Origin of the sequence: Vibrio sp. SALL6, assembly GCF_002002385.1 — a bacterium.
Lineage (GTDB): Bacteria > Pseudomonadota > Gammaproteobacteria > Enterobacterales > Vibrionaceae > Vibrio > Vibrio parahaemolyticus.
The window spans coordinates 1-21417 of sequence record NZ_MQVK01000033.1 but is presented as its reverse complement, the minus strand read 5'-3'; the positions used below and the strand labels follow the sequence as shown (position 1 = coordinate 21417).

At 46.9% G+C, this 21417-nt stretch carries 25 protein-coding genes and 1 pseudogene; 6 read left to right on the top strand and 20 right to left on the bottom strand.

What is annotated here, in order from left to right; genetic code table 11:
• The first annotated feature begins 4 nt into the window (after positions 1-4).
• Genes vscS through vscU form a run of 3 tightly spaced genes read left to right on the top strand, consistent with a single transcriptional unit; the run spans position 5 to position 2124 of the window.
• A complete protein-coding gene (gene vscS, locus BIW15_RS20125; RefSeq protein WP_005464497.1) occupies positions 5-271 on the top strand; it encodes a SctS family type III secretion system export apparatus subunit VscS in 267 nt (88 codons plus the stop codon).
• Positions 268-1053, top strand: a complete 786-nt coding sequence (gene vscT / locus BIW15_RS20120) for a SctT family type III secretion system export apparatus subunit VscT (protein ID WP_005464642.1) — start codon at positions 268-270, stop codon at positions 1051-1053. The genes vscS and vscT overlap by 4 nt, the downstream gene beginning before the upstream one ends.
• 15 nt (positions 1054-1068) lie before the next feature.
• The gene (gene vscU, locus BIW15_RS20115) at positions 1069-2124 is read left to right on the top strand and encodes a SctU family type III secretion system export apparatus subunit VscU (protein WP_077281528.1); all 1056 of its coding nucleotides are present in this window, start codon (positions 1069-1071) and stop codon (positions 2122-2124) included.
• A 110-nt stretch (positions 2125-2234) separates the two neighbouring features.
• On the opposite strand, the gene BIW15_RS20110 is transcribed toward vscU, so the two are convergent.
• Entirely contained in the window at positions 2235-3152 is a 918-nt protein-coding gene (locus BIW15_RS20110) for a LysR family transcriptional regulator (protein WP_077281527.1), read from the bottom strand.
• 128 nt (positions 3153-3280) lie between these two features.
• On the opposite strand from BIW15_RS20110, the gene BIW15_RS20105 reads away from it, so the two are divergent.
• The 3 genes from BIW15_RS20105 to BIW15_RS20095 all read left to right on the top strand — a co-directional run bounded on the left by BIW15_RS20105 (position 3281) and on the right by BIW15_RS20095 (position 5919).
• Positions 3281-4195, top strand: a complete 915-nt coding sequence (locus BIW15_RS20105) for an alpha/beta hydrolase (RefSeq protein WP_005477772.1) — start codon at positions 3281-3283, stop codon at positions 4193-4195.
• A gap of 71 nt (positions 4196-4266) precedes the next feature.
• Positions 4267-5205, top strand: coding sequence for an alpha/beta hydrolase (locus tag BIW15_RS20100; RefSeq protein WP_077281526.1), 939 nt, complete (start codon positions 4267-4269; stop codon positions 5203-5205).
• Between the two features lie 87 nt (positions 5206-5292).
• Positions 5293-5919, top strand: a complete 627-nt coding sequence (locus tag BIW15_RS20095) for a flavodoxin (RefSeq protein WP_179115317.1) — start codon at positions 5293-5295, stop codon at positions 5917-5919.
• Between the two features lie 72 nt (positions 5920-5991).
• Here the strand turns inward: BIW15_RS20095 and vopQ are convergent, their stop codons facing one another.
• The 19 genes and pseudogenes from vopQ to exsA form a co-directional block, all read right to left on the bottom strand.
• On the bottom strand, positions 5992-7470 hold the full coding sequence (vopQ, locus tag BIW15_RS20090) for a type III secretion system effector VopQ (RefSeq protein WP_017448963.1): 1479 nt from the start codon (positions 7468-7470) through the stop codon (positions 5992-5994).
• A gap of 9 nt (positions 7471-7479) precedes the next feature.
• Positions 7480-7938, bottom strand: a complete 459-nt coding sequence (vecA, locus tag BIW15_RS20085; RefSeq protein ID WP_021454315.1) for a CesT family type III secretion system chaperone VecA — start codon at positions 7936-7938, stop codon at positions 7480-7482.
• Between the two features lie 226 nt (positions 7939-8164).
• On the bottom strand, positions 8165-9142 hold the full coding sequence (gene vopR / locus BIW15_RS20080) for a type III secretion system effector VopR (RefSeq protein WP_020903705.1): 978 nt from the start codon (positions 9140-9142) through the stop codon (positions 8165-8167).
• Positions 9143-9151: 9 nt separating this feature from the next.
• Complete coding sequence (locus tag BIW15_RS20075; protein ID WP_005464342.1) at positions 9152-9601, bottom strand: type III secretion system chaperone; 450 nt, start codon at positions 9599-9601, stop codon at positions 9152-9154.
• A 242-nt stretch (positions 9602-9843) separates the two neighbouring features.
• Entirely contained in the window at positions 9844-11007 is a 1164-nt protein-coding gene (vopS, locus tag BIW15_RS20070; protein ID WP_024700593.1) for a T3SS effector adenosine monophosphate-protein transferase VopS, read from the bottom strand.
• Positions 11008-11010: 3 nt separating this feature from the next.
• Positions 11011-11439, bottom strand: a complete 429-nt coding sequence (locus BIW15_RS20065; RefSeq protein WP_077281524.1) for a CesT family type III secretion system chaperone — start codon at positions 11437-11439, stop codon at positions 11011-11013.
• A gap of 212 nt (positions 11440-11651) precedes the next feature.
• The gene (vscL, locus tag BIW15_RS20060) at positions 11652-12290 is read right to left on the bottom strand and encodes a SctL family type III secretion system stator protein VscL (protein ID WP_005464499.1); all 639 of its coding nucleotides are present in this window, start codon (positions 12288-12290) and stop codon (positions 11652-11654) included.
• On the bottom strand, positions 12269-12934 hold the full coding sequence (gene vscK, locus BIW15_RS20055) for a SctK family type III secretion system sorting platform protein VscK (RefSeq protein WP_025532555.1): 666 nt from the start codon (positions 12932-12934) through the stop codon (positions 12269-12271). The genes vscL and vscK overlap by 22 nt, the downstream gene beginning before the upstream one ends.
• On the bottom strand, positions 12927-13673 hold the full coding sequence (gene vscJ, locus BIW15_RS20050) for a SctJ family type III secretion inner membrane ring lipoprotein Vsc (RefSeq protein WP_025507895.1): 747 nt from the start codon (positions 13671-13673) through the stop codon (positions 12927-12929). Before vscJ ends, vscK begins: the two co-directional genes overlap by 8 nt.
• Positions 13673-14017 (bottom strand): SctI family type III secretion system inner rod subunit VscI, encoded by a 345-nt coding sequence (gene vscI, locus BIW15_RS20045; RefSeq protein WP_005464519.1) that lies wholly within the window; start codon positions 14015-14017, stop codon positions 13673-13675. The genes vscJ and vscI overlap by 1 nt, the downstream gene beginning before the upstream one ends.
• A gap of 8 nt (positions 14018-14025) precedes the next feature.
• Entirely contained in the window at positions 14026-14652 is a 627-nt protein-coding gene (gene vscH / locus BIW15_RS20040; RefSeq protein ID WP_075110596.1) for a YopR family T3SS polymerization control protein VscH, read from the bottom strand.
• The gene (vscG, locus tag BIW15_RS20035) at positions 14649-15008 is read right to left on the bottom strand and encodes a YscG family type III secretion system chaperone VscG (RefSeq protein WP_005477707.1); all 360 of its coding nucleotides are present in this window, start codon (positions 15006-15008) and stop codon (positions 14649-14651) included. The genes vscH and vscG overlap by 4 nt, the downstream gene beginning before the upstream one ends.
• Before the next feature lie 3 nt (positions 15009-15011).
• Positions 15012-15260, bottom strand: coding sequence for a type III secretion system needle filament protein VscF (vscF, locus tag BIW15_RS20030; protein WP_005464566.1), 249 nt, complete (start codon positions 15258-15260; stop codon positions 15012-15014).
• A gap of 11 nt (positions 15261-15271) precedes the next feature.
• Positions 15272-15481 (bottom strand): EscE/YscE/SsaE family type III secretion system needle protein co-chaperone, encoded by a 210-nt coding sequence (locus BIW15_RS20025; protein WP_015296814.1) that lies wholly within the window; start codon positions 15479-15481, stop codon positions 15272-15274.
• Entirely contained in the window at positions 15468-16769 is a 1302-nt protein-coding gene (gene vscD, locus BIW15_RS20020; protein WP_017448957.1) for a SctD family type III secretion system inner membrane ring subunit VscD, read from the bottom strand. Before vscD ends, BIW15_RS20025 begins: the two co-directional genes overlap by 14 nt.
• A 5-nt stretch (positions 16770-16774) precedes the next feature.
• A pseudogene (vscC, locus tag BIW15_RS20015) lies at positions 16775-18568 on the bottom strand (SctC family type III secretion system outer membrane ring subunit VscC); the annotation flags it as partial.
• 92 nt (positions 18569-18660) lie between these two features.
• On the bottom strand, positions 18661-19089 hold the full coding sequence (gene vscB, locus BIW15_RS20010) for a YscB family type III secretion system chaperone VscB (RefSeq protein WP_017448955.1): 429 nt from the start codon (positions 19087-19089) through the stop codon (positions 18661-18663).
• A 12-nt stretch (positions 19090-19101) separates the two neighbouring features.
• Complete coding sequence (esxD, locus tag BIW15_RS20005; protein ID WP_077281522.1) at positions 19102-20100, bottom strand: type III secretion system regulon anti-activator ExsD; 999 nt, start codon at positions 20098-20100, stop codon at positions 19102-19104.
• A gap of 131 nt (positions 20101-20231) precedes the next feature.
• Positions 20232-21092 carry a type III secretion system transcriptional regulator ExsA gene (gene exsA / locus BIW15_RS20000; protein ID WP_077281521.1) on the bottom strand — a complete coding sequence of 287 codons (861 nt, stop codon included), beginning with the start codon at positions 21090-21092 and terminating at the stop codon, positions 20232-20234.
• Positions 21093-21417 lie beyond the last annotated feature (325 nt).

Sequence of the window (21417 nt, the reverse complement as noted above, 5' to 3'; positions counted from 1 at the left end):
GAGAATGAATCCTGCAGAAATCATCCATTTCACAACGCAAGCACTCACTTTGGTTCTGTTCTTGTCGCTACCACCAATTTTGGTCGCAGCATTAGTCGGCACCTTAGTGTCGCTGATCCAAGCACTGACTCAGGTACAAGAGCAAACGTTAGGGTTTGTCGTGAAGCTCATTGCCGTGATCATCACCTTGTTCATCACAACGCAGTGGCTAGGTGCAGAACTGCACGCTTTTGCCTCACTCGCTCTGGATAAAATTCCACAAATACGATGAGTTACGACGATTTACACCAAGCTTTGTTTCTTTATAGCTTGACGCTGCCAAGGCTCATGGCGTGCTTTATCTTTCTGCCTATTTTGAGCAAACAGATGCTTGGCGGTGCAATGATCCGTAACGGCGTACTTTGCTCACTTGCGTTGTTTATTTTTCCCGTCGTAAACGAGCAAGCATTGCCCGCCGAAACTGACGGCCTTTGGTTGATTGTGATTCTAGGCAAAGAAGTCTTGCTGGGTATGCTGATTGGCTTTGTCGCAGCCATTCCTTTTTGGGCGATTGAAGCCACTGGCTTTTTGGTGGATAACCAACGCGGCGCGGCGATGGCAAGCATGTTCAACCCAACGCTGGGTTCTCAATCCACCCCAACGGCGGTGTTACTCACCCAAACATTGATCACCTTGTTCTTCTCTGGAGGTGGCTTTGTTGCATTTATCTACGCTCTGTTTAAAAGCTACACCACTTGGCCAATACTCGGCTTTTTTCCGATGGTCACGGACGCGTGGGTAAGCTTTTTCTATGATCAGTTCCAACAGTTAATGTGGCTTGGTGTATTAATGTCGGCGCCACTTGTGCTCGCGATGTTCTTAGCCGAATTTGGCCTTGCGCTGATCAGCCGCTTTGCGCCACAACTCAACGTTTTCTTCTTGGCGATGCCCATCAAAAGTGCCATCGCGAGTGTGTTATTGATCGTCTATCTCGGATTAATGATGGATCACTTTGAAGCACTATTTTATGGCATCACTCGCTTTGGCGATCAGCTCAACACGATTTGGAAATAAAGGTTAGGATGTTCTATGAGTGGTGAAAAAACCGAACAACCCACCGCCAAAAAGCTCCGCGACGCCCGCAAAAAGGGACAAGTCGCAAAGAGCCAGGAGATCGTCTCTTCGGCGTTAATTCTGGCACTCATCGCCGTGCTGTTCGCCTTTGCCGATTACTACATGTCGCACATCTCTGCCCTACTTTTGCTGCCAAGCGAGCTCGCATATCAAGGCTTTCAAGACGCATTGATCGATGTTGCCATCGCTATCGCCAAAGAGATGGCTTACCTCCTCGCGCCAATTATTTTGGTCGCAGCGCTTATCGCGATTTTTTCTAACATGGGGCAGTTTGGTTTTCTTTTTAGTGGCGAATCCATCAAGCCCGACATTAAGAAAATAAACCCTGTCGAGGGCGCAAAGCGCATCTTCTCGCTAAAAAGCGTCATTGAGTTCATCAAGTCGATACTCAAGGTGTCTCTGCTTTCCTGCATCATTTGGGTTACGTTGCGGGGCAACATCAACACCTTAATGCAAATTCCAACTTGTGGATTGGAATGTGTCCCTGCGGTGACGGGAGTTATGATTAAACAATTGATGATCATTTCATCGGTTGGTTTTGTTGTGATCGCTGCGGCAGATTTTGCCTACCAAAAGTTTGACCACACGAAGAAGCTCAAAATGAGCAAGGACGAAGTGAAACGTGAGTACAAAGAGATGGAAGGCAGCCCGGAAATCAAAAGTAAACGCCGTCAGCTTCATCAAGAACTTCAAGCTTCTAATCAACGCGAAAACGTTAAGCGCTCCAACGTATTAGTAACGAACCCAACTCACATCGCGGTTGGTCTGTACTACAAAAAAGGCGAAACACCTTTACCTGTGATCACTCTGATGGAAACCGATGCGACGGCTAAACGCATGATTGCAATTGCACGAGAAGAAGGCGTGCCAGTAATGCAAAAAGTGCCATTGGCGCGTGCGCTTTATGCCGACGGCAACGTTGACCAATACATCCCAAGCGAATTAATTGAAGCCACGGCAGAAGTGCTCCGTTGGCTGGCGTCATTGGAATCTGATGGTACTCAAAGATAGTTTTATTCAAAGGGCAAAGTACGTTGCTTTGTCCTCAATGAAACTCAGGTTGATTTAACATTTCTAGCACGGATACGTCTGCAGAAAGCGCGTATGATTTACTTGTAAACCTAAAACTCAGCGCGCTTTTCAATCAGAAAATCCATAAGGACGCGGATTTTCTTGGGCATGTTTTCACGTGAAGGGATATAGAGATAAAAGCCCGGAAACGGTTTACACCAATCAACAAAAACGCGCTCCAGTTTCCCTTCTTCAAGATACTTCAATACCCATAAATCAATGTGCTTGATAAGTCCCACACCCTGAATAGCAGCTTGCAACATGCTGTAATCGTCGTTGAACACCGCATTGCCTTTCGGTTCAAATATCACCGTATGTTTATCAACATCAGGAGACGTGAGTGACCAATGGTCGAGTGTGCCACTGGAGGTAAAACGGTACGCGAGGCAGTTGTGATGCTCTAAGTCATTCGGCGTTTCAGGTTTGCCATATCGCTTGAAGTAATCTGGAGAACCGACTATCGCGTTTGTCAGATTTGGAGTGATTGGAATCGCGACCATGTGCTCATCCAAGCTAACACCTAAACGTATTCCTGCATCCATCCCTTCCGCAACAATATTTGTCAGACCGTCATCCATGATCAGCTCTAAACGTATTTTCGGATAACGAGATAAAAACTCCCCCAAGTGCGGTTCGATAAGAAGCCGAGCGGCTGTTCTAGACACGCTAATACGAATGAGCCCCGCGGGCTCGATATGTAAATCATTCAGCGAATTTAGGGCTTGCTCAATATTGCTCAATGAAGGATGAAGGGTGTCGAGCAAACGCTGCCCTTCTTCGGTCAGAGACATGTTTCGTGTCGTGCGATTTAGCAGCCTGACTTGAAGTTGTTTTTCTAGTCCTTTGACATGCTGCGACAATGCAGCCCGCGTCACTCCCATTTCGGAGGCGGCTTTCGTAAAACTGCGATGGCGCGCTACATGCGCAAACCACGTTAGTGAAGATATTAGGGAAGGTTCAATAGCCATTTGTTAAGTATAACTTAACAGTCATGTGTGTAAAACGATATTTATCTAATACAGTTCGTTCACTAGTATTAACCCAAGGCTTACGCCCCACGAGACAAAACAGTGAAACGCTACAGGAGAATTTCGTTATGTCTAAAGTTACTTTCAAAAATCTAAATGGTCTGGGTATCTCTATTGCAGCGGTGATTAACGTTCCTGAAAACTTTGATGAATCTAAACCGTATCCTGCCATTGTAGTTTCTCATCCTGGTGGCGGCGTTAAAGAGCAGACAGCGGGAACCTACGCGAAAAAACTATCAGAACATGGCTTCGTGACTATCGCATTCGACGCATCGTTTCAGGGCGAAAGTACAGGTGAGCCTCGCCAATTAGAAAACCCTCACATTCGTACCGAAGATGTGAGTGCCGTTATCGATTATCTCACCACTCTTGACTACGTAGATAACGAACGTATTGGTGCAATGGGGATTTGTGCAGGTGCCGGTTACACCGCGAACGCAGCGATTAATGACCGCCGCATTAAGGCTGTCGGTACCGTCAGCATGGTTAATATCGGTCAAATGTTCCGTAATGGTTGGGATAACAGTGTAAAAGACAGCGACGCCATCCCTTACATCGAGGCGGGATCACTCGCCAGAACTTCAGACGCGAGCGGTGCTGAATTTGTCACAATCCCAATGGCACCGTTAAAAGAAGAAGACGCACCAAACGAAGAGTTACGCCAAGCGTGGGAGTATTACCACACCGATCGCGCGGCATATTGCACAGCGCCGGGCTTTGCAACCGCACGTAGTTTGAATCAAATCATCACTTACGATGCGTTTTTTAAAGCAGAAGCGTTCTTGACTCAGCCATTGCTGACCGTTGTCGGTAGCGAGGCTGGCAGCAAATGGATGAGCGATGACCTAATGGAACGAGCGGCGAGTACGGATAAACACATGTATGTCGTTGACGGCGCAAATCACATGGATCTTTATGATGGTGAAACCCCTATAGCAGAAGCGATTGGCGCTCTAGCGCCGTTTTTCCAACGCACGCTTTAACAGATTGATTTGAGATACCAGATAGTTTGGCTCTGCGATCTCGAGCCAAACTTGAAACTAGGAACAAAGATATGAACACTCAAAAAGTAACATTTAGAAACGCAGATATGGCTTGGGATATAGCGGCACTTATTCTACTACCTGAAGGTTTTGATGAATCCAAACGTTACCCAACCATGATAAGCGTTCACCCATTTGGCAGTTGCAAAGAGCAAACGTCAAGCGCGGTATACGGAAAAGCATTAGCTGAGCTTGGTTACGTGGTGATCGCCTTTGATGCGAGCTTTCAAGGTGAATCTGGAGGGTTACCTCGTTATGTTGAAGACCCAAGCCAACGCGTTGAAGACATCAGTCGCGTTATCGACTACGCAGTAACCCTGCCGTATGTCGATGAAACTCGAATTGGTGGCTTGGGAATTTGCGGTGGCGGGGCTTATGTCATCAGTGCCGCTTTAACAGAAAAACGTTTGAAAGCGGTCGTGGGCATTACGCCAGTCAATGTGGGACGCTTATTCCGTGAAGGATTCAGCTTGTACAACCCAAACGGCACGCTGGAAGCAATGGCGGCACAGCGTACCGCTGAAGCTCGCGGCGGAGAATTACAAGTCAACGAACTTCTTCCACCAAGCCTAGAGTTTGCCAAAGAAAATGGCTTAACGGAGCGCGATGTGTTTGAGGCGACTGACTACTATAAAACGCCTCGCGGACAGACTGAAGGCGGAGCCACGCGCATGTTGTTTTCTCATGCTCAGAAAACCCTAAGTTGGGATGCTTTTGCCTTCACTGAAACCTTATTAACTCAACCAGTGATGACCGTGATTGGTCAAAAAGTGGGAGCGTTTGGCGCTTATCGCGATGGTCAGGAGGTTTATGGTCGAGCTGTCGCATCAAAGGATCGCCAGCTAGTTGATCTAGAGAACTGGTCTCACTATGAGTTGTATGACCATCCACAAGCAGTTGGCATGGCAATGGAGAAAGTCTCGTCCTTCTTGGATAAGCATTTGAAGTAATCTGAAATCAAGAGTGCCACCAAACCGGTCGCACTCTTACTTCTCTGTTATTCCTATTTCCCAGTTAATAGCCATAGGTCAGTGACTATGTTTCGATGGACGCTCATCGTTCTATTTATATTGTTCGTATTTTTGATGGTGGTTGCTCTCGTCGTTACTCAAATCGAAAACTCACAATACCGCAAGCACAAACAAAAGCAGGAACATCTGCAGCACTCGTTAACCGGTGAGTCTAAAACCGCAATCGTCGTTTTCTCTCGCTCAGGAAATACCGCCACTCTGTCCGAACATATTGCCAACAAAACAAATGGGCATGTTTATGAAATTTTTGCCAAAAGCTACGCGCTCGGCATTCCAGGATGGATAAGTGCGTTGAAAGATGCCAGAAGTAATGTGGCAGAGATCGTCCCACAGCATATCGACCTCTCCTCTTACGATACGGTTTATCTCGGCTCTCCTATTTGGTTATACATTCCAGCCCCACCTATTTGGCAATTTGTGAAAGACAACGATTTAACCAACAAACGGGTCATATTGTTTAACTCGTTCAATAGTAAATTTGAACAACACTTTATTGACGAATTTGCTGCATTAGTTCGAGCCAAAGGCGCAACAAGCTTCGAGCATCAATATGTAAAACGAGGAAGAATGGGAGACCAGTTATCTAAAGACGAAATGTTAGCCGCGTTTGACCATCTCAACCCCAATCAATAAGTTCACGTTAAACATGGCACTGTTTAAGCGGCGATATAATAGGCAAAAAGGGAGCGAATGCTCCCTTTTCTTTTAAATCCAGCCTTCGGCTAAGTACATTAGTCGTAACTGGCTTGGTGAGCCGAGTTTATCTAATGCGTCAAGCTGGGCGTCACTTAGGTTCGGGCTCTTATCGAGATACACACGTCCGTTTGCCGCGTCCAAAGGCAGCTTGTACGTCAACTTCTCGTTGATTTTGCTCGCTTCACCTTTATCCATTGCTCGGACAGCAGGCATCAGCCAATCCCAATCTTCACTTAACAGCTTTTTAAATGCACCGTTCGCCGTAGATTCCGTCTGACTTGGCATGTCTTCATCGCTCAGTTTAAGCAGTGAGTCGACATCAGGAACGAGATGTTCACTCGGGCTTGAGCCAAGCATTTGCTTGAGTGTTAAACGTGCGGCTTCCATCTCTTGCGCTTCTTTTGGCGCTTGAGGTGAGCTCATTGATGTATCTTCTTTAGGACCAAGATACGCCATCAGTGCGCGAACTGCCGCCGGCTCCTGCATGCTAAAAGTGAAATCGCCCTTCACGTTTGAAATTTCCAAACGTGGCAGCACACCAGACATTGGCCCTTGTTTGAGTTGGTCTTGCACTTCGTTATTTAAGCCATACGCCCCAGCTTGGCCAGCAACAAACCCCCCGCCGCTGATAATGCCAGTGGCTAAAGCAGTTCCAATGGCTTCTTTTGCTATCGGCGTAACCCCTGCCGTCGCCACAGAGCTTACACCAAACGTACCCAAACCGCCTGTCGCCATGCCAAGTGTGGCACCAACTGCGCCCTCAGCGGACAGCATCGCGTGACCAATGGCTAACGTTTGTTGCATTGGCATCGATAAGCGCTGATCTCTTCCCGGCAATTGCGAGATTTGTTCGAGTTGATGATGATACGCTTCGGCATCGCCATTGACGGACGCTTTATGAAGTTCACGCCCTGTGGCGACGAGTAAGCCTACGCCGGGTAACGCCAAATTGATGGCAGCGTTAACACCCGAGCCTTTCAGCTTCTCTTTTCCCATTTCCAACAACTGGGCGCCGAAACCGTCCATTTTCCCAGGATACTGGTTTTCCAAACTGACCTGCATACGCGGATCTTTGCTGATCGAATCAAACGTATTTTTGAGCTGCTGATAGGTGTCACCGTCGACTTTTACTTCATCAAGTAGGCTCACCACTTCCAAAATTTTTCGCTCGGTTAATGGTTCTCCTCGGTAGCCTGACGGACTGACTAATGAATAAGCCAAAAGTGCGGTTTCTGGTTTTTCTTCCTTAAGCAGTGCCTGCTTCAAGTCGAGGTGCGTTTTGATGTTCTCTTGGAAGAACTTGGTGTATTTTTTTCTTAATACGCCTTCGCTAACAGAAGCAAACTTGTGGCCTTTATGGAACGTAGATGGCTCTTTGACTTCGCCTCTTTTGCTGATTACTCGGTCATCTTTTTGCGCGGCAATGGCACGAAACTGTTCCAAATCGGGTACTGGGCTTTGACTGATTTTTTGCGTTGTATTCACCATAACTCCCTCCTACACACGCAGTGGTTGAACATGACTTTGTTCATGATTTGAAGTGGCTGAAAGATCTTGATCCAACATGGCAAAACGCGCTTGCCAAAGTTCGGTCTGTTCGATGATTTCGTGGAACCAAACTGTCAAGTTGGCTGAGTTAAGATGCTCAGTAGGTTGGCGACCCACTAAGACAAGTTGTCGACCATTCGGGGCGAGCGATAACGCCAAGTTGCCACTGCCTACTCTTTGGTAATTTGCGCGGGCTAATAGCTCTAAGCCTCTTACACGCAACTCTCCCGATTTTTCTAAGCCGCCAAACGCAACAGAGAGCATTAAGGCGTCATCTTCTGTGGCGGTGAAGTACAGCACGAATCGATCATCAACGAGAAGCTGACAACGATTTCCATCTTCTAAAATGAGCGGTGGTAATTCATTTAAACGACAAAACTCATCGAGCAGTGGTTGAATCGTGTTCATAATCTTTCCTCTTGTTTCCGTCACTCTATTGAACACCGATTCCCATTTTGACGATGTCGCTAATGGTTTTATTTTTGTCACTTTCACCGTTTCTTTGTGATGATGGCCTCAGATACAACCTCAATTTAACTATTTGGTTTATAAATAAAAAAGAGCAACACTCAGCTGCTCTTTTCTTACGGGTTTGATTTTCATGTTCGAAGTCAAATCAACGTACAAACCTCGATTAACCAAGTTTGTGGCTATCGAAAATCACTTCTGTTGGGGGGAACATGTTCGATACTGGCGGGCGTTGGGCATCACCGAACATGGTCGCACCAAATGCTGACGCCGCCCAAGGATCGACGATTTTTACGTCTTTATTCCACGTCGATGGGTCTTTAATGTCGCTGCCTTCTTGTCTCCCCACCAATACATAAAGGTGCGTGCCAGAATGGCCTTTTTTAAACGCCACAACTTCTACTTTTGGCTGGTTTTCTGGTGTGCCCGACATGCCTTGAATCATTTCAGCAGCGGCAGCGAAAGCAAATGTGGTACAGCAACCTGCCTTGGCATTTTGTACATACTTAGCAATGTTCTGTAATGTACTTAGCTGCGGAGCATTGCCTCTTTGAGCGGCAGCTTGAACTGCGCTGGCAGACATGGTCGCTCTTTGGTCTTGCGCGATTCGTGCTTGGTTCGCGTAAAGAGCTTTTAGCCTTGGCGCGCCTTTTGTTTCATAAAACTGCGACCCTTTTTGACCAAACGTATTTAAGTCTGTACACGCAAAATCCCCCAGCTTTTGAAGGCTGTCTTTGTGCTCGTTGATCAGCGCCACGCTGGATGAGGCTTTGCTGGTTTTGGAAGACGAGGTGTCGGTTTGGGCGGCAGGCCAATGCGAACTTGGGCCAGACGACAATCTTTCAAGATTTTTCAAATTGCCGAGCGTCAGTTTGTTTTCGCCATTGAGCACGTTTTGTAGCATTTGCTTCGCCACATCTTTTGGAATGCCCTGCTTGGTGAGCAGATTCACCACGATGTCTTTCGCTTTGTTCTGATGGCTAATACGAGCGCTCACGCTTTTGTTTTTTGGCGCACCTTCTTTGACGAAAATGTCTTTGCCGTTGTGTGCTCGAATCTCTTTATCGTCCGCTTGATTCTGTGTCGCCAAATGTGACGTCAGCTGGCTCAACGACTGCATGTGTGACGTATTGATATTAACCATGTAAAAACCTTAAACTTGAATAAACGGGTGTGAGCCAGTTTGTTGGCTAAAATCGACAACCGTGTTGTTTTGGAACAGTTGCACCCAAGTGTCACTCAACTCATTCAACTGACTGATCACGTTGGCTAATTGGCTGATCTCGGTGTCTGCCGTGATGGCGATTTGAAGCAGAATGTCTTTGGTGGTTGGGTTGATACAAAACTGCACTCCGCCCGTTTCGCGATACAAAAAGTTGTATTCCAGCAGCACTTGGAGCTTGTCGGCGGTGAGAATATCTTTCTCTACCACTAGGCTTTTTGAAACAAGCACCTCGTTCTTCTCTTGCACAAATTGCACATCGATAGCGTTATCTTCGCTGAAACAGAGTGACCACATTTGATGCTCAAACTCTGTAACACGCTCAAGGTTGAGTGAATCCCCTAGCTCTGCGAGAAGAATATTGATCTTTCCGGTATCCATGTTGTGTCCTGTTAAATTTGATGACGGCTTATTGAAGTAAGCGCATAACGATGAGGGACATTTTAGGGTGAGCTTTGAAGTTGGACTTTATTTAAACGTCCGAATTTTATTGCTATTGGCCGTTTTAAAAGTCGATGAGATTGAATCGCATGAACATCGGCAACAAAAAGAGCGGCGCTCGCCGCTCTTACCAACATACAAATACCAACACCGAAAATCACTGAGTTATTTGGTGCGTTGAGTTATTTGATACCGTGAAGGCTATTTTCGGCATTCATCGCCAGAGGGTTGAACGAGTCATTACGCAGTTCAGCGATGGCATAAAGCATGCGCCCCATGCGTCCGTTGCCATCGGTAAAGCCGTGATAACCAATCACACCAGCAAATAAATGTTTACCGAGGTCTTTGTCCGCAACTGGATTCTCTTTCAAAAAGCCTTCAATGTGTTGCTTCAACATGCCTTCCCCACCAATACTAGATGGTAATGTGCCACCAGAGATATTTGGCCCACGGTAATCGCGTTCTACATTTGGTACCAAACGAGCATGCAACTCTTTTAGGTTGTCCATATTCAGCAAGTCTTTACCGTTGGTCGCGTACTCTTTCAATAATGACGTGATGTTTTCTGCATCGTTCCCTTTTGAGTTTGAAGCGTTGATGATCCAAGCCGCTGCGCGTTCAACATTGTTGGTCACGCCAGCTTTATTGAAAGCGTCTTCAGGAAGACCTTCTGCATACACGCCTTGGTCTAAATCCGTACTTGCGAGCCCTTCAATATGTCGCTGCGCTGCTTTTAGGTGCATCACCTCCATGTCAAAGACAGCTTGCATTTGGTTGATGCGTACTTCTGGGTTTTTCTGAGCAGCCGCCACGCCACCGCCGTAATCTTTCACCACACGCACCGCGAGCGATTTAACGGCATCATCACCAATCAGCGCTTTGAGGTTCTTGCCAGAATCCGTCTCTAGCATCACTTCTGTCATGGCTCGTTCGGCAAGTTGGCTCAGCTCAGCAGCGTGAGACTTCACCATTTTGCTGTCCAGCTTCGCAAACGCATTCAGAACATCTGAAGGCGTTTTGAGGTTCGCGTCTTTAAACAACATCTGACCATGCTCGACAGAAGACGATGTTTGCAAACGCTGAGCTTGTCCCTGTTCGTTGTCAAACACTGCTTTTGTGATCGCTTTTGCCACAGACTGCGTGCTGCCTTCACGAAATAATTTCCCAGTAGCTTCAAAGAAGCGCGCGACAGCACCACTTGTAGGGTTTGCGCGTGTAAACTCTTGAGTAGCAGCATTGATCGTATATTCCTTACCACCAATGCTGAGTTTGCCTTCATTTAGAATCTCATTACGAGCTTGTGGCATCGCCGCTTGCAATGCACTCACATTTCCAAAACTGATCATGATTTACACCCTTAATGTAGAGAATTGGTTAGCATCCATCACTGGCGCGCTTGGCTCGTCACTGATTGTTGAGTTTGTCGTGCTTTTTAACCATTCAATGAAATTGCCGAGAGATTCATCTAACATCGCTGCATCCAGCCATTGCTGACTTAGATGAACAAAGCCAACAAAACCGACTTCATCGTCCCAATAAACGGCTGGTGAGCCTTGAGTGAGCGACGCTTTCATGTATTGCAGCATCACGTCATGTTCTGGTTTGTCGCCAGAAATCAAGCCAATGAGCGTCAGGCGATCATCCTCAGCACGCACAGTGATTGCCGTGTCTTGGTCAATCAAAAGATGACAGCAATCGTCGCCATCAAAAACCAGTTGTTCTATTTGGCAACGGTGAGCAAAATCCGTCATCAAAGCGGTAATAAATCCATTAGCCATTTGAATGAATAATCCTATTGTGCTTGTTACGAATTCGGCGGACGAGTCATTAAAACAGAGTGACCCAGGCCGTTTTGATGCTGTTATTTTTCATCATTCGGCGCGATTAATATGCTAAAGATGGTCGGATTTTTTTCGTTTTAAGACGTTTGAAAACAACAAAGCTCAGCAATGTGCTGAGCTTTGTGTTCGATTGATTTGGCGGTGATGCCCTACTCTGGTGACGTCATTTTCCGCTCACTGAGTTGTTTCACCATCGCTTGCTTTAACGCCTGAATCTGCCCATCGATACTGGCGTCAATAATGCCGACTTCGGTTTCCAGTATGCAGCCACCGTTTTTGAGGCGCGCATCGGCAACCACATCGACATAACCCACTTCAGGAAAATCACTCAAAACGCCAGCAACTTTCTCTCTCACGTCAACCACTTGCTCAGGATGAACGTGTAAGATCACTTGCTTTTGATTACTCACCAATTGCAGCGCTTCTCTGACCACGCTGATCGTGGTGTCAACGTCATCAAATGTGTCGATGATTTTACGCACCGCGTCTAAGACGACGTTCGTCATTTTGTGCTCAACTTGCAGGTAATATTCATTGCAGCGAGCCAAAGTAGCGACCATCGCTTGCGCATTTTCTATTTTCGCCTGCTCCAAACCATCTTGATAGCCGCGCTGCTTTTCGGTTTCATACGCTTGCTGCGCTTTAGCAATGATGCTGTCGGCTTTCGAATTCGCCGCTTCAACCAAATGTTGCGAATCGAGATAACTAACGTAATCCTTGGCTTTGAGCACCTTTAAACCTGGCGCTAACTGCAAGTTGTCGGTTTTTATTTCAACAAATGAAACCATTGGGGAATAACCTGTTTTGCGATTTTTTTGGTGAGTCGGTACGCGAGATCACGCTGCTCTTCAACGAGCCAAGAGGTGTTTTCTTTCACTTGGCTAAGTGATTGATCGAGCTTGAACTGCCAACGGAGCAAAATATCGTGAGAAGAGCTCGCTAAGATGAACTTCATCCATGCGTAGCCCTGTTTGAGCATGTGACGTTCAACTTCGTCTTCTTTCATCATGTCTGGTAGCGCTTTTTGCCAACCTTTCGGCCATTGTGACAACAACATCGGCCCTTGCTGAATAAGAAAACGGGCGACATCCAAACCAAACACGTTGTTCAAACACTGCTTGGGCTTTTTAAGAACCACTTGCCGCATCGCAAAACTGTGCAACGCCCCGCCAATGGTGAGCATTAACGTACTGAGCGCATCAGGAGGAAGCAGAGCCAAGCTATGGTGTGGCTTGTTAAAAGCCGTTTCTGGCACAGGCGCAAGCGCCCACTCCTCTAAACACCAAAGGTTGAAGTTTGGGTTATCTCGCCAGCCATCCAAATTAAGAAGCCAAGGCTGTTTTGGCACGATCCAGTTTTGCTCTAGGTACTGACATGGGCAGTAGTTGAACTGATGCAGCACCTGAGCCATCGGTGTTTCAGGTTTAACCACGCTTTGCGCTCCTGCGGCACCACGTGAACGTCGCGACATTCGAGCCGATCAATAGCAGTACCATAAATACTAAAATCCCGATGAGATGGTTCGCCGTTTCTTTGGTAACTTGCACCGACAAAATGCTTTTAAATTGGTTGCTTTGAGTCGTCACTCGCACCTCCGAAGATGGCACCATCACGACGCTAATGCGGTCGTAATTCAGCCCTTCAATACTGTTGTTCACCAACAATTTGATTTGAGGCACGTAAGAGTCCAATGCCACATCGGCAGCATGTTTAATAAACACCGATGCCGAAGCAGGAGTCGGACGCTCGCCTGGGCGAAGATCTTGATCTTCTAGTACCACGTGGACTCGCGCCACCAGCACACCATCAATTTGCGATAGCGTTGATGACAACTCTTGCGATTTTGCGTAAACCAAACGCGCTCTTTCCGCCAATGGCGAGGAGATTAAATCGTCTTTTGGAAACACTTCTTTTAACGTCGAGAACTGCTCTCGTGGGTAGCCTTTGCGTTTTAATGCATCAACGGCGAACGCGATTTGCGAGCTATCGACCATCAATTTTACTTTGTTGTCTTTGTCCGGTTCTTTGGTCGCCACCACGCCTTCCGATAACAAGATCGACAGCATTTCGTTGCCTTCTTTTTGGCTCACATTGGTGTAAAGCTCGGTTTGGCAACCCACCAAAAACAGCGCCAATACAAGGCAAAGCACGCGCATTTTATTCTTCATCATTACTGCGCCTTCAAAAGCGTTTCGACATTCTGTGTGGTTTTACCCACGGTTTTCGCGATCAACTCTTCTTGAAACGTGATTCGCGTTAACGCCCACTGCATTTGCAACAGTTGCGCAGGATCGTCACCGACCATTTTCATGCTGTCTTGCAGACTGCTTTTCGCGTTGTCGATGGTATTTTTTAGCTCGCTGATGTTTTCTAGCAAACCGCCTTCTAAACCGTTGTTCCCCTCCGGAATGGACATGGCTTGTTCAAAACGCTCACTCAGCCCGTCTTCGACTTGAGCATCTTGCAACTTCTCAAGGTTGGTTTGCATCACCTCGGTGTACTGTGTATTGATCATGTGTACTCCTACGACAAATCTAACTTATGGCTGTGAGTCATGATGTTCTTCACCATCGCGTTTTTTTGGATAACAAAACTCAGCTCTTCACGTACTAAATCGACTGTTGATGTCATCTCTGGCAAAGACTTTAGCTCAGCCCAACAATGCCAAAGCGCCTGTTCTTTCTGAGCGCCAAGTGGGAAGCTTTGCGCAAGCATCGCTTTTAATGCTGCTCTGTCTGTTGGCGGCTCAGCCATTAACTGGCCAGCAAAATCTCCGAGCAACTCTTGTTTCAGAACGCTCAATAATTCCGGAACGGCATCATCCGTTCCTTTGGCGCTTTTCGCCTGATGAAAGGCGTACCACAGCGCTTCTTTTTGTGTTTGAGGATCAGAAAAAACGTCCTTTAACGAAGAAAGCACGCTTTGTTTAGAGACAGTCTCTGCTTCCTTGATCGACGCATACCAATCTTTAATTGCGTTGAGTTTCTCTTCTACTTTTGTCAGCGTGTCTTTGGGAGCTGGGCGAGAAACTTCGGCCGTAGTTTCTCGCGTCATAAGCTCGCTCATTCGCTTCGCATCGTCGCGTTCATAGTGACGAACATCGGTTGAATGAGCGGGCGTTTGTCCGACAAAGCCAGGGTCGACTCTCATCCAAGATTCCTAATGTCTTGGGTGAAGCTCGCCGCAAAAGCTTGGCTTTCTTCGCTGCCTTGAGCTGCCAGTTCCATCCAACGTTCAGCTTGGCTTAGTAACCCTGCTTTTGCAGCCGCTAGCGCCGCCAAACTGATCAGGTCAGGATACGCGGTGCAAAGTGGCTCAAGTAATCGATGTGCCTCTTCGTACGCGCCTTTGTTCATCAGGCTCATCGCACGAATCATTACTACGACTTCTTCAGAGTTCGAGGTCTCCTCAAGGCAATCAGCAATCGTATTGGCCTCTTGATGGCGATGCATCCCCGTCGCCATCAAAGCAATTTCAGCCAACAGCTGGCGTAATTCTCGTTCCATGCATTACACCTTCTGCAGGATCGACTGCATTACATCTTTGATCGCACGAGTGGTGGTTGCGTTGATGTTGTATACCACCGACCATTTGTTGATAGCGTGCTGAAGTTCAGCCAGCTTAGATGGATCGTCCGCGTTGGTTTCTAGATTTTTAATGGCATCGGTGACGGATTTGTTCGCGTCTTTCGCTTGTTGCTCAAGTTTCGTTTTAACGTCATCGAGGTTTACACTGTTGGTCGCATCGTAAAATGACATAGGATTTCCCTTTATTTTTGGTTAGCTTCGTATGCTTCAATCACAACCTGTGCCGCTGTGTATGCTTCATACTGTTTTAGTAGCAATTGATACTGCTGCGGAGGACATCCCAAGTCCAACTGACGCTTTACCGCTGCCTGTGCTTGTAAGAGCTTGCTCTTAATGTTTTGCACTTCAATGCCACTTAGGTCGTTATTTAGAATCTGTTCAAGATTTGTCATGGTTTTTCTCGCCTTCGTATCCAAGTTCAATAGTGATAACGCGCCCGCCTTTCACCAGCTCAATCCCTGCTGGCGTTACGCTGGATATGCGATAACCCTGCGGAGTGCGAGCTCCTACCATGTAGCGAACGTTATCGGTAAGAATGACGTACGGCACTTGGCCAAAATTAACGCTACGAAACGGGAAGTCGATGTCCGTGCCTTTGCTGACTTTGGGAATCGATTTCAAAACCAGATACGGCTTTTCACCATACTGCTCACGAAAATCCCGAGTCACGCCGTAAAAGCGTGTAGTTTCGATGTCGTCTAATTCACCACGTACTTCAATGCGGTCACCACTTGTCACTAATTGAACTTTTTTAAGCAGCTCCGCGTTGGTGAGCAGCTCTTTTAATGTGTCCATGTACGCGCCTGCACGCTGCAGTTCGACTTTCCAAGCGACCAAACCGGGTACATCGCGTTCTAAAATTTGTTCAACTTGGTTCCATTTGCTGGCGTCATCGATGTAGCCCGTCAGCAGCAACGTGCCAGTTTCATCCCCGTTCTCGACTTTCACTTGGTGATAGCCAAGGTTACGAAGAATGAAGCGCACGCCTCTGCGGATTTCTTCCATCGTTCTTAGGTCACTTTTGTAGTTAATACCCAGAACATCGATTCTTCCCAGCAGTTGCAGTTTCTGCGTTCTGTCTTCGACATAACCTTCTAAAACCGCTTGATGAGCAGTAGCGTTCCACTCCACACGCACATCATTAAGCCCAAGCTCATTTAAAATATTGCGTACCAACACAATCGGTTCGGCTTCTGCCACAACTTCACTGTCATTGCCATTGGCTTGGCTGTACCACATGCCAGCGAATATCGCGCTTGGTATCGCGCTGCACAGCACGGCTATCAGTGCGGTTCTTTTCCAGCTTGTGCTTTGCGCAGTAACGACTGGTGCATCTTGTTTGGTTTGAGCATCCGTAACGTTGGTGACAATCAGCTCGTCTTCAACGTTACCCAGTGCAAATTTCACCACGCCAACAGAGATCACCGCGTGGCGCTCTAGCTCGATGCCCGATTCACCAACCGCTCGGTTTTCACCGTTGATGGTTACGTCCTGACATCCACGCAACATCACCGATTCACTGTCACACACTAAAGTGAAGTGATTGGCTTCTACGCCAGCATCCGATAACACAAGGTCTGCGATAAAGTCGTCGCTACCTAAAACTAATGCGCCTTCTGGCAGTGTGACTTCAACCCCGGAATGCACGCCGGATAAAATACGAATTTTCCATTGCTGCATTTCGGTTATGGCTCCTCTGAAGGGCGAACACATTCGGCCTGTGAAAGGTCACATTCCGCCACTTTGACTCGCCAGCCTACTTGCCCGGACGGCAATTGACATTGAGTTAACAGCGAGGACTTTTGCTGTGACAGTAAGTCTTGTTGGTAACGTTCTGCCTGCGTTTTTGACGTACAGCTGAATACTTCAACAACCGATTTAAATTCTGCGCTGTTGTTCGAAATGTTGTTGAGCTGGCCAATACTCGGGCGCAAATCATGCTCGTTACCTATCAACACGCTGTCGCCAATGCCATCAACCACGATTCTCGGCTCGATAATGAACATGCGAACTGTGCGGCGCGTTGTGTTGGTATTACTGCGGAACAAAGCACCTAGGTACGGAATGTCGCCCAACAGCGGGACTTTACGTAGCTGATGGCTCACTTCGTCTCGGTATACGCCACCAATGAGTAAGCTTTGCCCTTGTTTTACCGTCGCTAACGTACTGATTTCGGTTTTACGTACCGATGGGAGATCATCCACACCACCATCTGGGATCTTTGCGCCATCTTCTAAATGAAGGCTCAAGTTGATCTCTGGTCGCGTCGCGAATCTGTCGCCAACGATACGAGGCACAATACGCAACAAGGTGCCATACGTCACTTCTTCCAAAGCCGCCGTCTCTTTGCCAACCAATTTGACGTAAAACGTGCTGCTGTTGTTTAGCACCGCTTCGACGTTTTCTTGCGTGAGCAGCGTTGGTCTGGAAACGACTTGCGCACTGCCTTTCGATTCCAATAAACGAATTTGTGCCAACAAGTAGTTCAAGTTGGTCGAATCCAACAAGGACTTGAAACTCTGACCACTGCCCAATGTGACATCACCGTTATCAACGTCGCCGGTTGTTTTGATGTCGACAATGCGGTTGTTTCCAACCGATACACCCGCACGCCAATCCACACCGAGCTGACGTAAATCGTTTGCGCTGATGTCCACAATAGATAACGCAACCTCGATACGAGATTGTGGCTGATCGAGTTGAGCGACCAGCTTGCGATACAACGGCAGTCTTGCTTGGGTATCGCGAACGATGATCGCATTCAGCCCCGGCTCCGCTTCTACGGTTGCACCGCCGTGCACAGACGCAGTTTTGCCACGAGGTTTCGCTGCTTCTGCGGGTAATCCATTTACAGACGATGTTTGTACAGACGCAGAATCCGTAATTTGAGTTTGAACACCGCCAACCACACGGCTCAATACCGAAGCAATCCCCGGAACGGTAATGCTTTGGTCGCGATACGAGATACTTCTGTCCGTTGCTGAGGCATATTTAAGCGGAATGAGTTCCACAAATAGCTCATCCGTCGAGTTGGACTTTTGCAGCAATCGGCTCTCTAACGCTTCTGCGGTTTGCACCACCAACTCAACGTAACGTGGCGGCCCAGCTAGATAGACCAGCCCTTTATTTTCGGCAGCGCGCCAACCATAACGAGCATCCCAAACACCGGTAGAAATCAAGGTACTGCGAAGCTCGCGTGCGGTAAGCAGTTCCAATTGCAGCAACCGGGAGCGCGTTTCTGTCGCTTTGTAAACGTGCAGTACTGCGCCATCGAAGTACCACATCAAGTTATAAACTTGCGCTAGGTAGTCGAGAAATTCAGCTGGATTTTCTGGTGTGAATCGACCACTCACTCGGTCATTCACTTTGTCGCTCACCGACACCGATACTCGGTAGTTGGCACCAAAGTTGTTAAGCAGATCTTTCAGCGAATCGTTATCGGCATAGTAACGAAACGGTTGTTCTGGCCAATTGAGCTCTGTCGCTTGTACAGAAAACATCGGAACGACACACAGTGCGCACAATGTCATTTTGGCGGCAATGCGCCCTAGTTTTGGCATGAGAGTTCGCATTACGGTAACCACACATGATGACTGATGGTGTGATTAACACGCTCGTGTTCAAGCAATTCCATGTAGCGTTCACACACGTTGGCATGTTGCGCAAGAAGTTCTGCAAACTGCTCATTTGAAGTGTTTTCTATCATCGCTTTGCCTTGCAAAATCAATTGTTGATCAGCGTTTGTGGTGAGCACGCTTGGCGTATCTCGAAGCGTTTTTAGTGATAGCTGCATACAACGTTTTAATGCTTGTTCTTGTTGGTAATTGAGATGTTCATTGAATCGAAGTGGTAAGGCAGTTTCCCATAAGATCCATGATGAGTGCTGTTTGATTGTCAGTGTTAACTGGTCTACTTCGATGGTGTAAGCGCCATTTTCTCCGGCAATAAAAGGCCCTATCCCTAGCGTTTCCGCTAGAGATTTCATCATTTTATCTAACATATACTGCCCTATTTAAATCTGGCTGAGATGGTTACAAGCCTGACCACATTGGCCACTTTGAATATCAAAATAGTAGTGATCAACATCGCCAACGATCTGCATGTCTTTAAACCATTGCCACACTTTAGCAACGGCATTGAGGTCGTTATAAACCACGTCACATGCATCCCAGACTTCATTGAGATCCGGTGCTTGTAAACGAGCCTCAGAGCACCACGTTTTCCAATCAGAGATGAACATATCCGTCGTTGAAGTGTAGTCCGCCAGTTCTTTCAAGTTGCTTAACGACGGTTGCCACTTATCGACCAACGCTTTATGAGATTCAATTACTTGTGACTGCTGCTCGTTCAGTGTATTTAGCTGCGCTTTTAACTGCGTTTGCTGGCTCTCAATCAACGCAAGTTGTTGTTCAACAAAAATCGCGCTGGTGTCTTCACCCGATAACTTCGACCAGTACTCTTTTTGAATATCCAGCTGATTCATCAGTTGCTCCACTTTGACCGAGGCGTGCAACGCACTTTGGTCGGTTTGTCGATGAATCCATTCGGTCAACGCCAAGTAGCAACAAATGATCAGCGTTTTTGGCGTGGCCAAGTTAAAGCGAAAGCCCAATCGAGAGTTGATGTATTCGAGCCTCTGCTCAAAGGTCGCCACTCGTTGACTGTCACTTAACTGAGCGCCAATTTCTAAAAACAGACGCATGGCAAAACGGTCAATCGATGTGCCTAGTCTCAAATACGTTTTCACCAATTGGCTGGCGCACAAACTGTCCACCACACTTCTGTCCAACAAGCGTTGCAACAACGATAACTGGTCGTCATTCAGCACACCTTCACTCAACAGCTGTCGGTGATTCACGTGGACAACATTGAGATCCTGTAATGGCTGAGATGCACTCTCATATCGTGCTCCTCTTTGCAAAACAGTGACTTTCCTTTGCGTCACAATGCTGTCAGGAAAAAGCGAACGGCGTCGCCAATGCTGCTTTTTCATTTGTGTTCTTCTCCGCATCCCTTTCGAACACTCCAGAATGAAAGGGATGTAATAAATTTGAATTATTCGTTCTTACGCTGAACATAATAGAATTTTATGTCCGTCGGTGACTTTCAAAATTAGTCAGAAAATTTTAGTCATAAGTCATTTCAATTCGCGATGGCGACTTGCTCATCACCGGAACGGACCTTACTTGGCGTAGTGCCAAAGCGACGTCGATAACTTTGAGTAAAGTAAGATTGGCTGGAAAATCCCGCTTCCATTGCCACGTCGACAATGCTCATTTTGCTCGTCAGCAAAAGCTTGTGTGCGTGCAATAAGCGACGCTCACTGATCCAAGCTCTTGGAGAGATGCCATAGTGCTCATTAAAAAGCTCTTTAAAGGTTGTGAGACTGGCACCAAATTCTTGAGCATAATCCGTCAGCTTCCACTCTTTCAAATAGTGCTGCTCCATAAAGCGGCGTAAGCGGTCTGAGGTTCGGTTAGTTTGCTGCGATAGCAAGGCATAGAGGACTTCGCCCCCTTGACTGTGCAGCAATAGAATCAGCATTTCTTCGTACTTCAAACGCATGATGGCGTCTGGGTACGACTGCTCCTCCAGCGTTTTCATGCCGGAAAGCACTTGCTCAATGAGAATGTTCAAACCAAAAGAAAACAAACCCGAGTTGAGTTTGTCCACTTTTGGCAACGTCATGAGAAGATCGCTGTGTTTTTGCAGTAATTGGCTTACTAGCTCATTGCCGAACTCAATGATTGATGAGTGATAATTCCCACCCTGCGGTGAGTACTCTAATAAGTAGTCACCTTGAGAGAGAAATACCCCACTCCCGGCAACGACATCTATGGTGCAATCGCCAGTTTGAACTCGTAATTGACCATTGTGAACGACAACAATATGAGATTGGTCTGAGTGAAATACTTCGTCATGTTTTTCGTAGTGAGAAAAACTGCGAATTTTTCGCAAGCTAGAGCCGACCGTTTCTGTGTTTAGTTGGCCTGACACATCCATTTTCTACCCTTCATAATTTTTAATTTCTCTCGTGTGTAAAAGAGAAACTGTCAAAGCACTACTTTGTTTGTTGTTATTTCCTAAGCAGTACAATTTCAATTAAAGAAGCAAAGAAAAGAGCATAGAAGTTCATATCACTTACCATACCCCCCGAAATAAATAGCGAATAGCTCAGAAACTGCCATTCCTTCGAGGAATTAAGCAACCTAAGCTCAAATACAGGCTTCTGAATGAGTAGTTTTTTTATTTTCAGATAGCACTTTTACTTTCTTATAAGTCTATTTTTATTAAATAACGTTATGCTATTTAAACTCTGACTTTGTTT

What these genes read in the sequence shown, in the direction of transcription:
- vscS (WP_005464497.1), top strand. Translation starts at nt 5, where the DNA reads ATGAATCCTGCAGAAATCATCCATTTCACAACGCAAGCACTCACTTTG.
- vscT (WP_005464642.1), top strand. Translation starts at nt 268, where the DNA reads ATGAGTTACGACGATTTACACCAAGCTTTGTTTCTTTATAGCTTGACG.
- vscU (WP_077281528.1), top strand. Translation starts at nt 1,069, where the DNA reads ATGAGTGGTGAAAAAACCGAACAACCCACCGCCAAAAAGCTCCGCGAC.
- BIW15_RS20110 (WP_077281527.1), bottom strand. Translation starts at nt 3,152, where the DNA reads ATGGCTATTGAACCTTCCCTAATATCTTCACTAACGTGGTTTGCGCAT.
- BIW15_RS20105 (WP_005477772.1), top strand. Translation starts at nt 3,281, where the DNA reads ATGTCTAAAGTTACTTTCAAAAATCTAAATGGTCTGGGTATCTCTATT.
- BIW15_RS20100 (WP_077281526.1), top strand. Translation starts at nt 4,267, where the DNA reads ATGAACACTCAAAAAGTAACATTTAGAAACGCAGATATGGCTTGGGAT.
- BIW15_RS20095 (WP_179115317.1), top strand. Translation starts at nt 5,293, where the DNA reads ATGTTTCGATGGACGCTCATCGTTCTATTTATATTGTTCGTATTTTTG.
- vopQ (WP_017448963.1), bottom strand. Translation starts at nt 7,470, where the DNA reads ATGGTGAATACAACGCAAAAAATCAGTCAAAGCCCAGTACCCGATTTG.
- vecA (WP_021454315.1), bottom strand. Translation starts at nt 7,938, where the DNA reads ATGAACACGATTCAACCACTGCTCGATGAGTTTTGTCGTTTAAATGAA.
- vopR (WP_020903705.1), bottom strand. Translation starts at nt 9,142, where the DNA reads ATGGTTAATATCAATACGTCACACATGCAGTCGTTGAGCCAGCTGACG.
- BIW15_RS20075 (WP_005464342.1), bottom strand. Translation starts at nt 9,601, where the DNA reads ATGGATACCGGAAAGATCAATATTCTTCTCGCAGAGCTAGGGGATTCA.
- vopS (WP_024700593.1), bottom strand. Translation starts at nt 11,007, where the DNA reads ATGATCAGTTTTGGAAATGTGAGTGCATTGCAAGCGGCGATGCCACAA.
- BIW15_RS20065 (WP_077281524.1), bottom strand. Translation starts at nt 11,439, where the DNA reads ATGGCTAATGGATTTATTACCGCTTTGATGACGGATTTTGCTCACCGT.
- vscL (WP_005464499.1), bottom strand. Translation starts at nt 12,290, where the DNA reads ATGGTTTCATTTGTTGAAATAAAAACCGACAACTTGCAGTTAGCGCCA.
- vscJ (WP_025507895.1), bottom strand. Translation starts at nt 13,673, where the DNA reads ATGATGAAGAATAAAATGCGCGTGCTTTGCCTTGTATTGGCGCTGTTT.
- vscI (WP_005464519.1), bottom strand. Translation starts at nt 14,017, where the DNA reads ATGATCAATACACAGTACACCGAGGTGATGCAAACCAACCTTGAGAAG.
- vscH (WP_075110596.1), bottom strand. Translation starts at nt 14,652, where the DNA reads ATGAGAGTCGACCCTGGCTTTGTCGGACAAACGCCCGCTCATTCAACC.
- vscG (WP_005477707.1), bottom strand. Translation starts at nt 15,008, where the DNA reads ATGGAACGAGAATTACGCCAGCTGTTGGCTGAAATTGCTTTGATGGCG.
- vscF (WP_005464566.1), bottom strand. Translation starts at nt 15,260, where the DNA reads ATGTCATTTTACGATGCGACCAACAGTGTAAACCTCGATGACGTTAAA.
- BIW15_RS20025 (WP_015296814.1), bottom strand. Translation starts at nt 15,481, where the DNA reads ATGACAAATCTTGAACAGATTCTAAATAACGACCTAAGTGGCATTGAA.
- vscD (WP_017448957.1), bottom strand. Translation starts at nt 16,769, where the DNA reads ATGCAGCAATGGAAAATTCGTATTTTATCCGGCGTGCATTCCGGGGTT.
- vscB (WP_017448955.1), bottom strand. Translation starts at nt 19,089, where the DNA reads ATGTTAGATAAAATGATGAAATCTCTAGCGGAAACGCTAGGGATAGGG.
- esxD (WP_077281522.1), bottom strand. Translation starts at nt 20,100, where the DNA reads ATGCGGAGAAGAACACAAATGAAAAAGCAGCATTGGCGACGCCGTTCG.
- exsA (WP_077281521.1), bottom strand. Translation starts at nt 21,092, where the DNA reads ATGGATGTGTCAGGCCAACTAAACACAGAAACGGTCGGCTCTAGCTTG.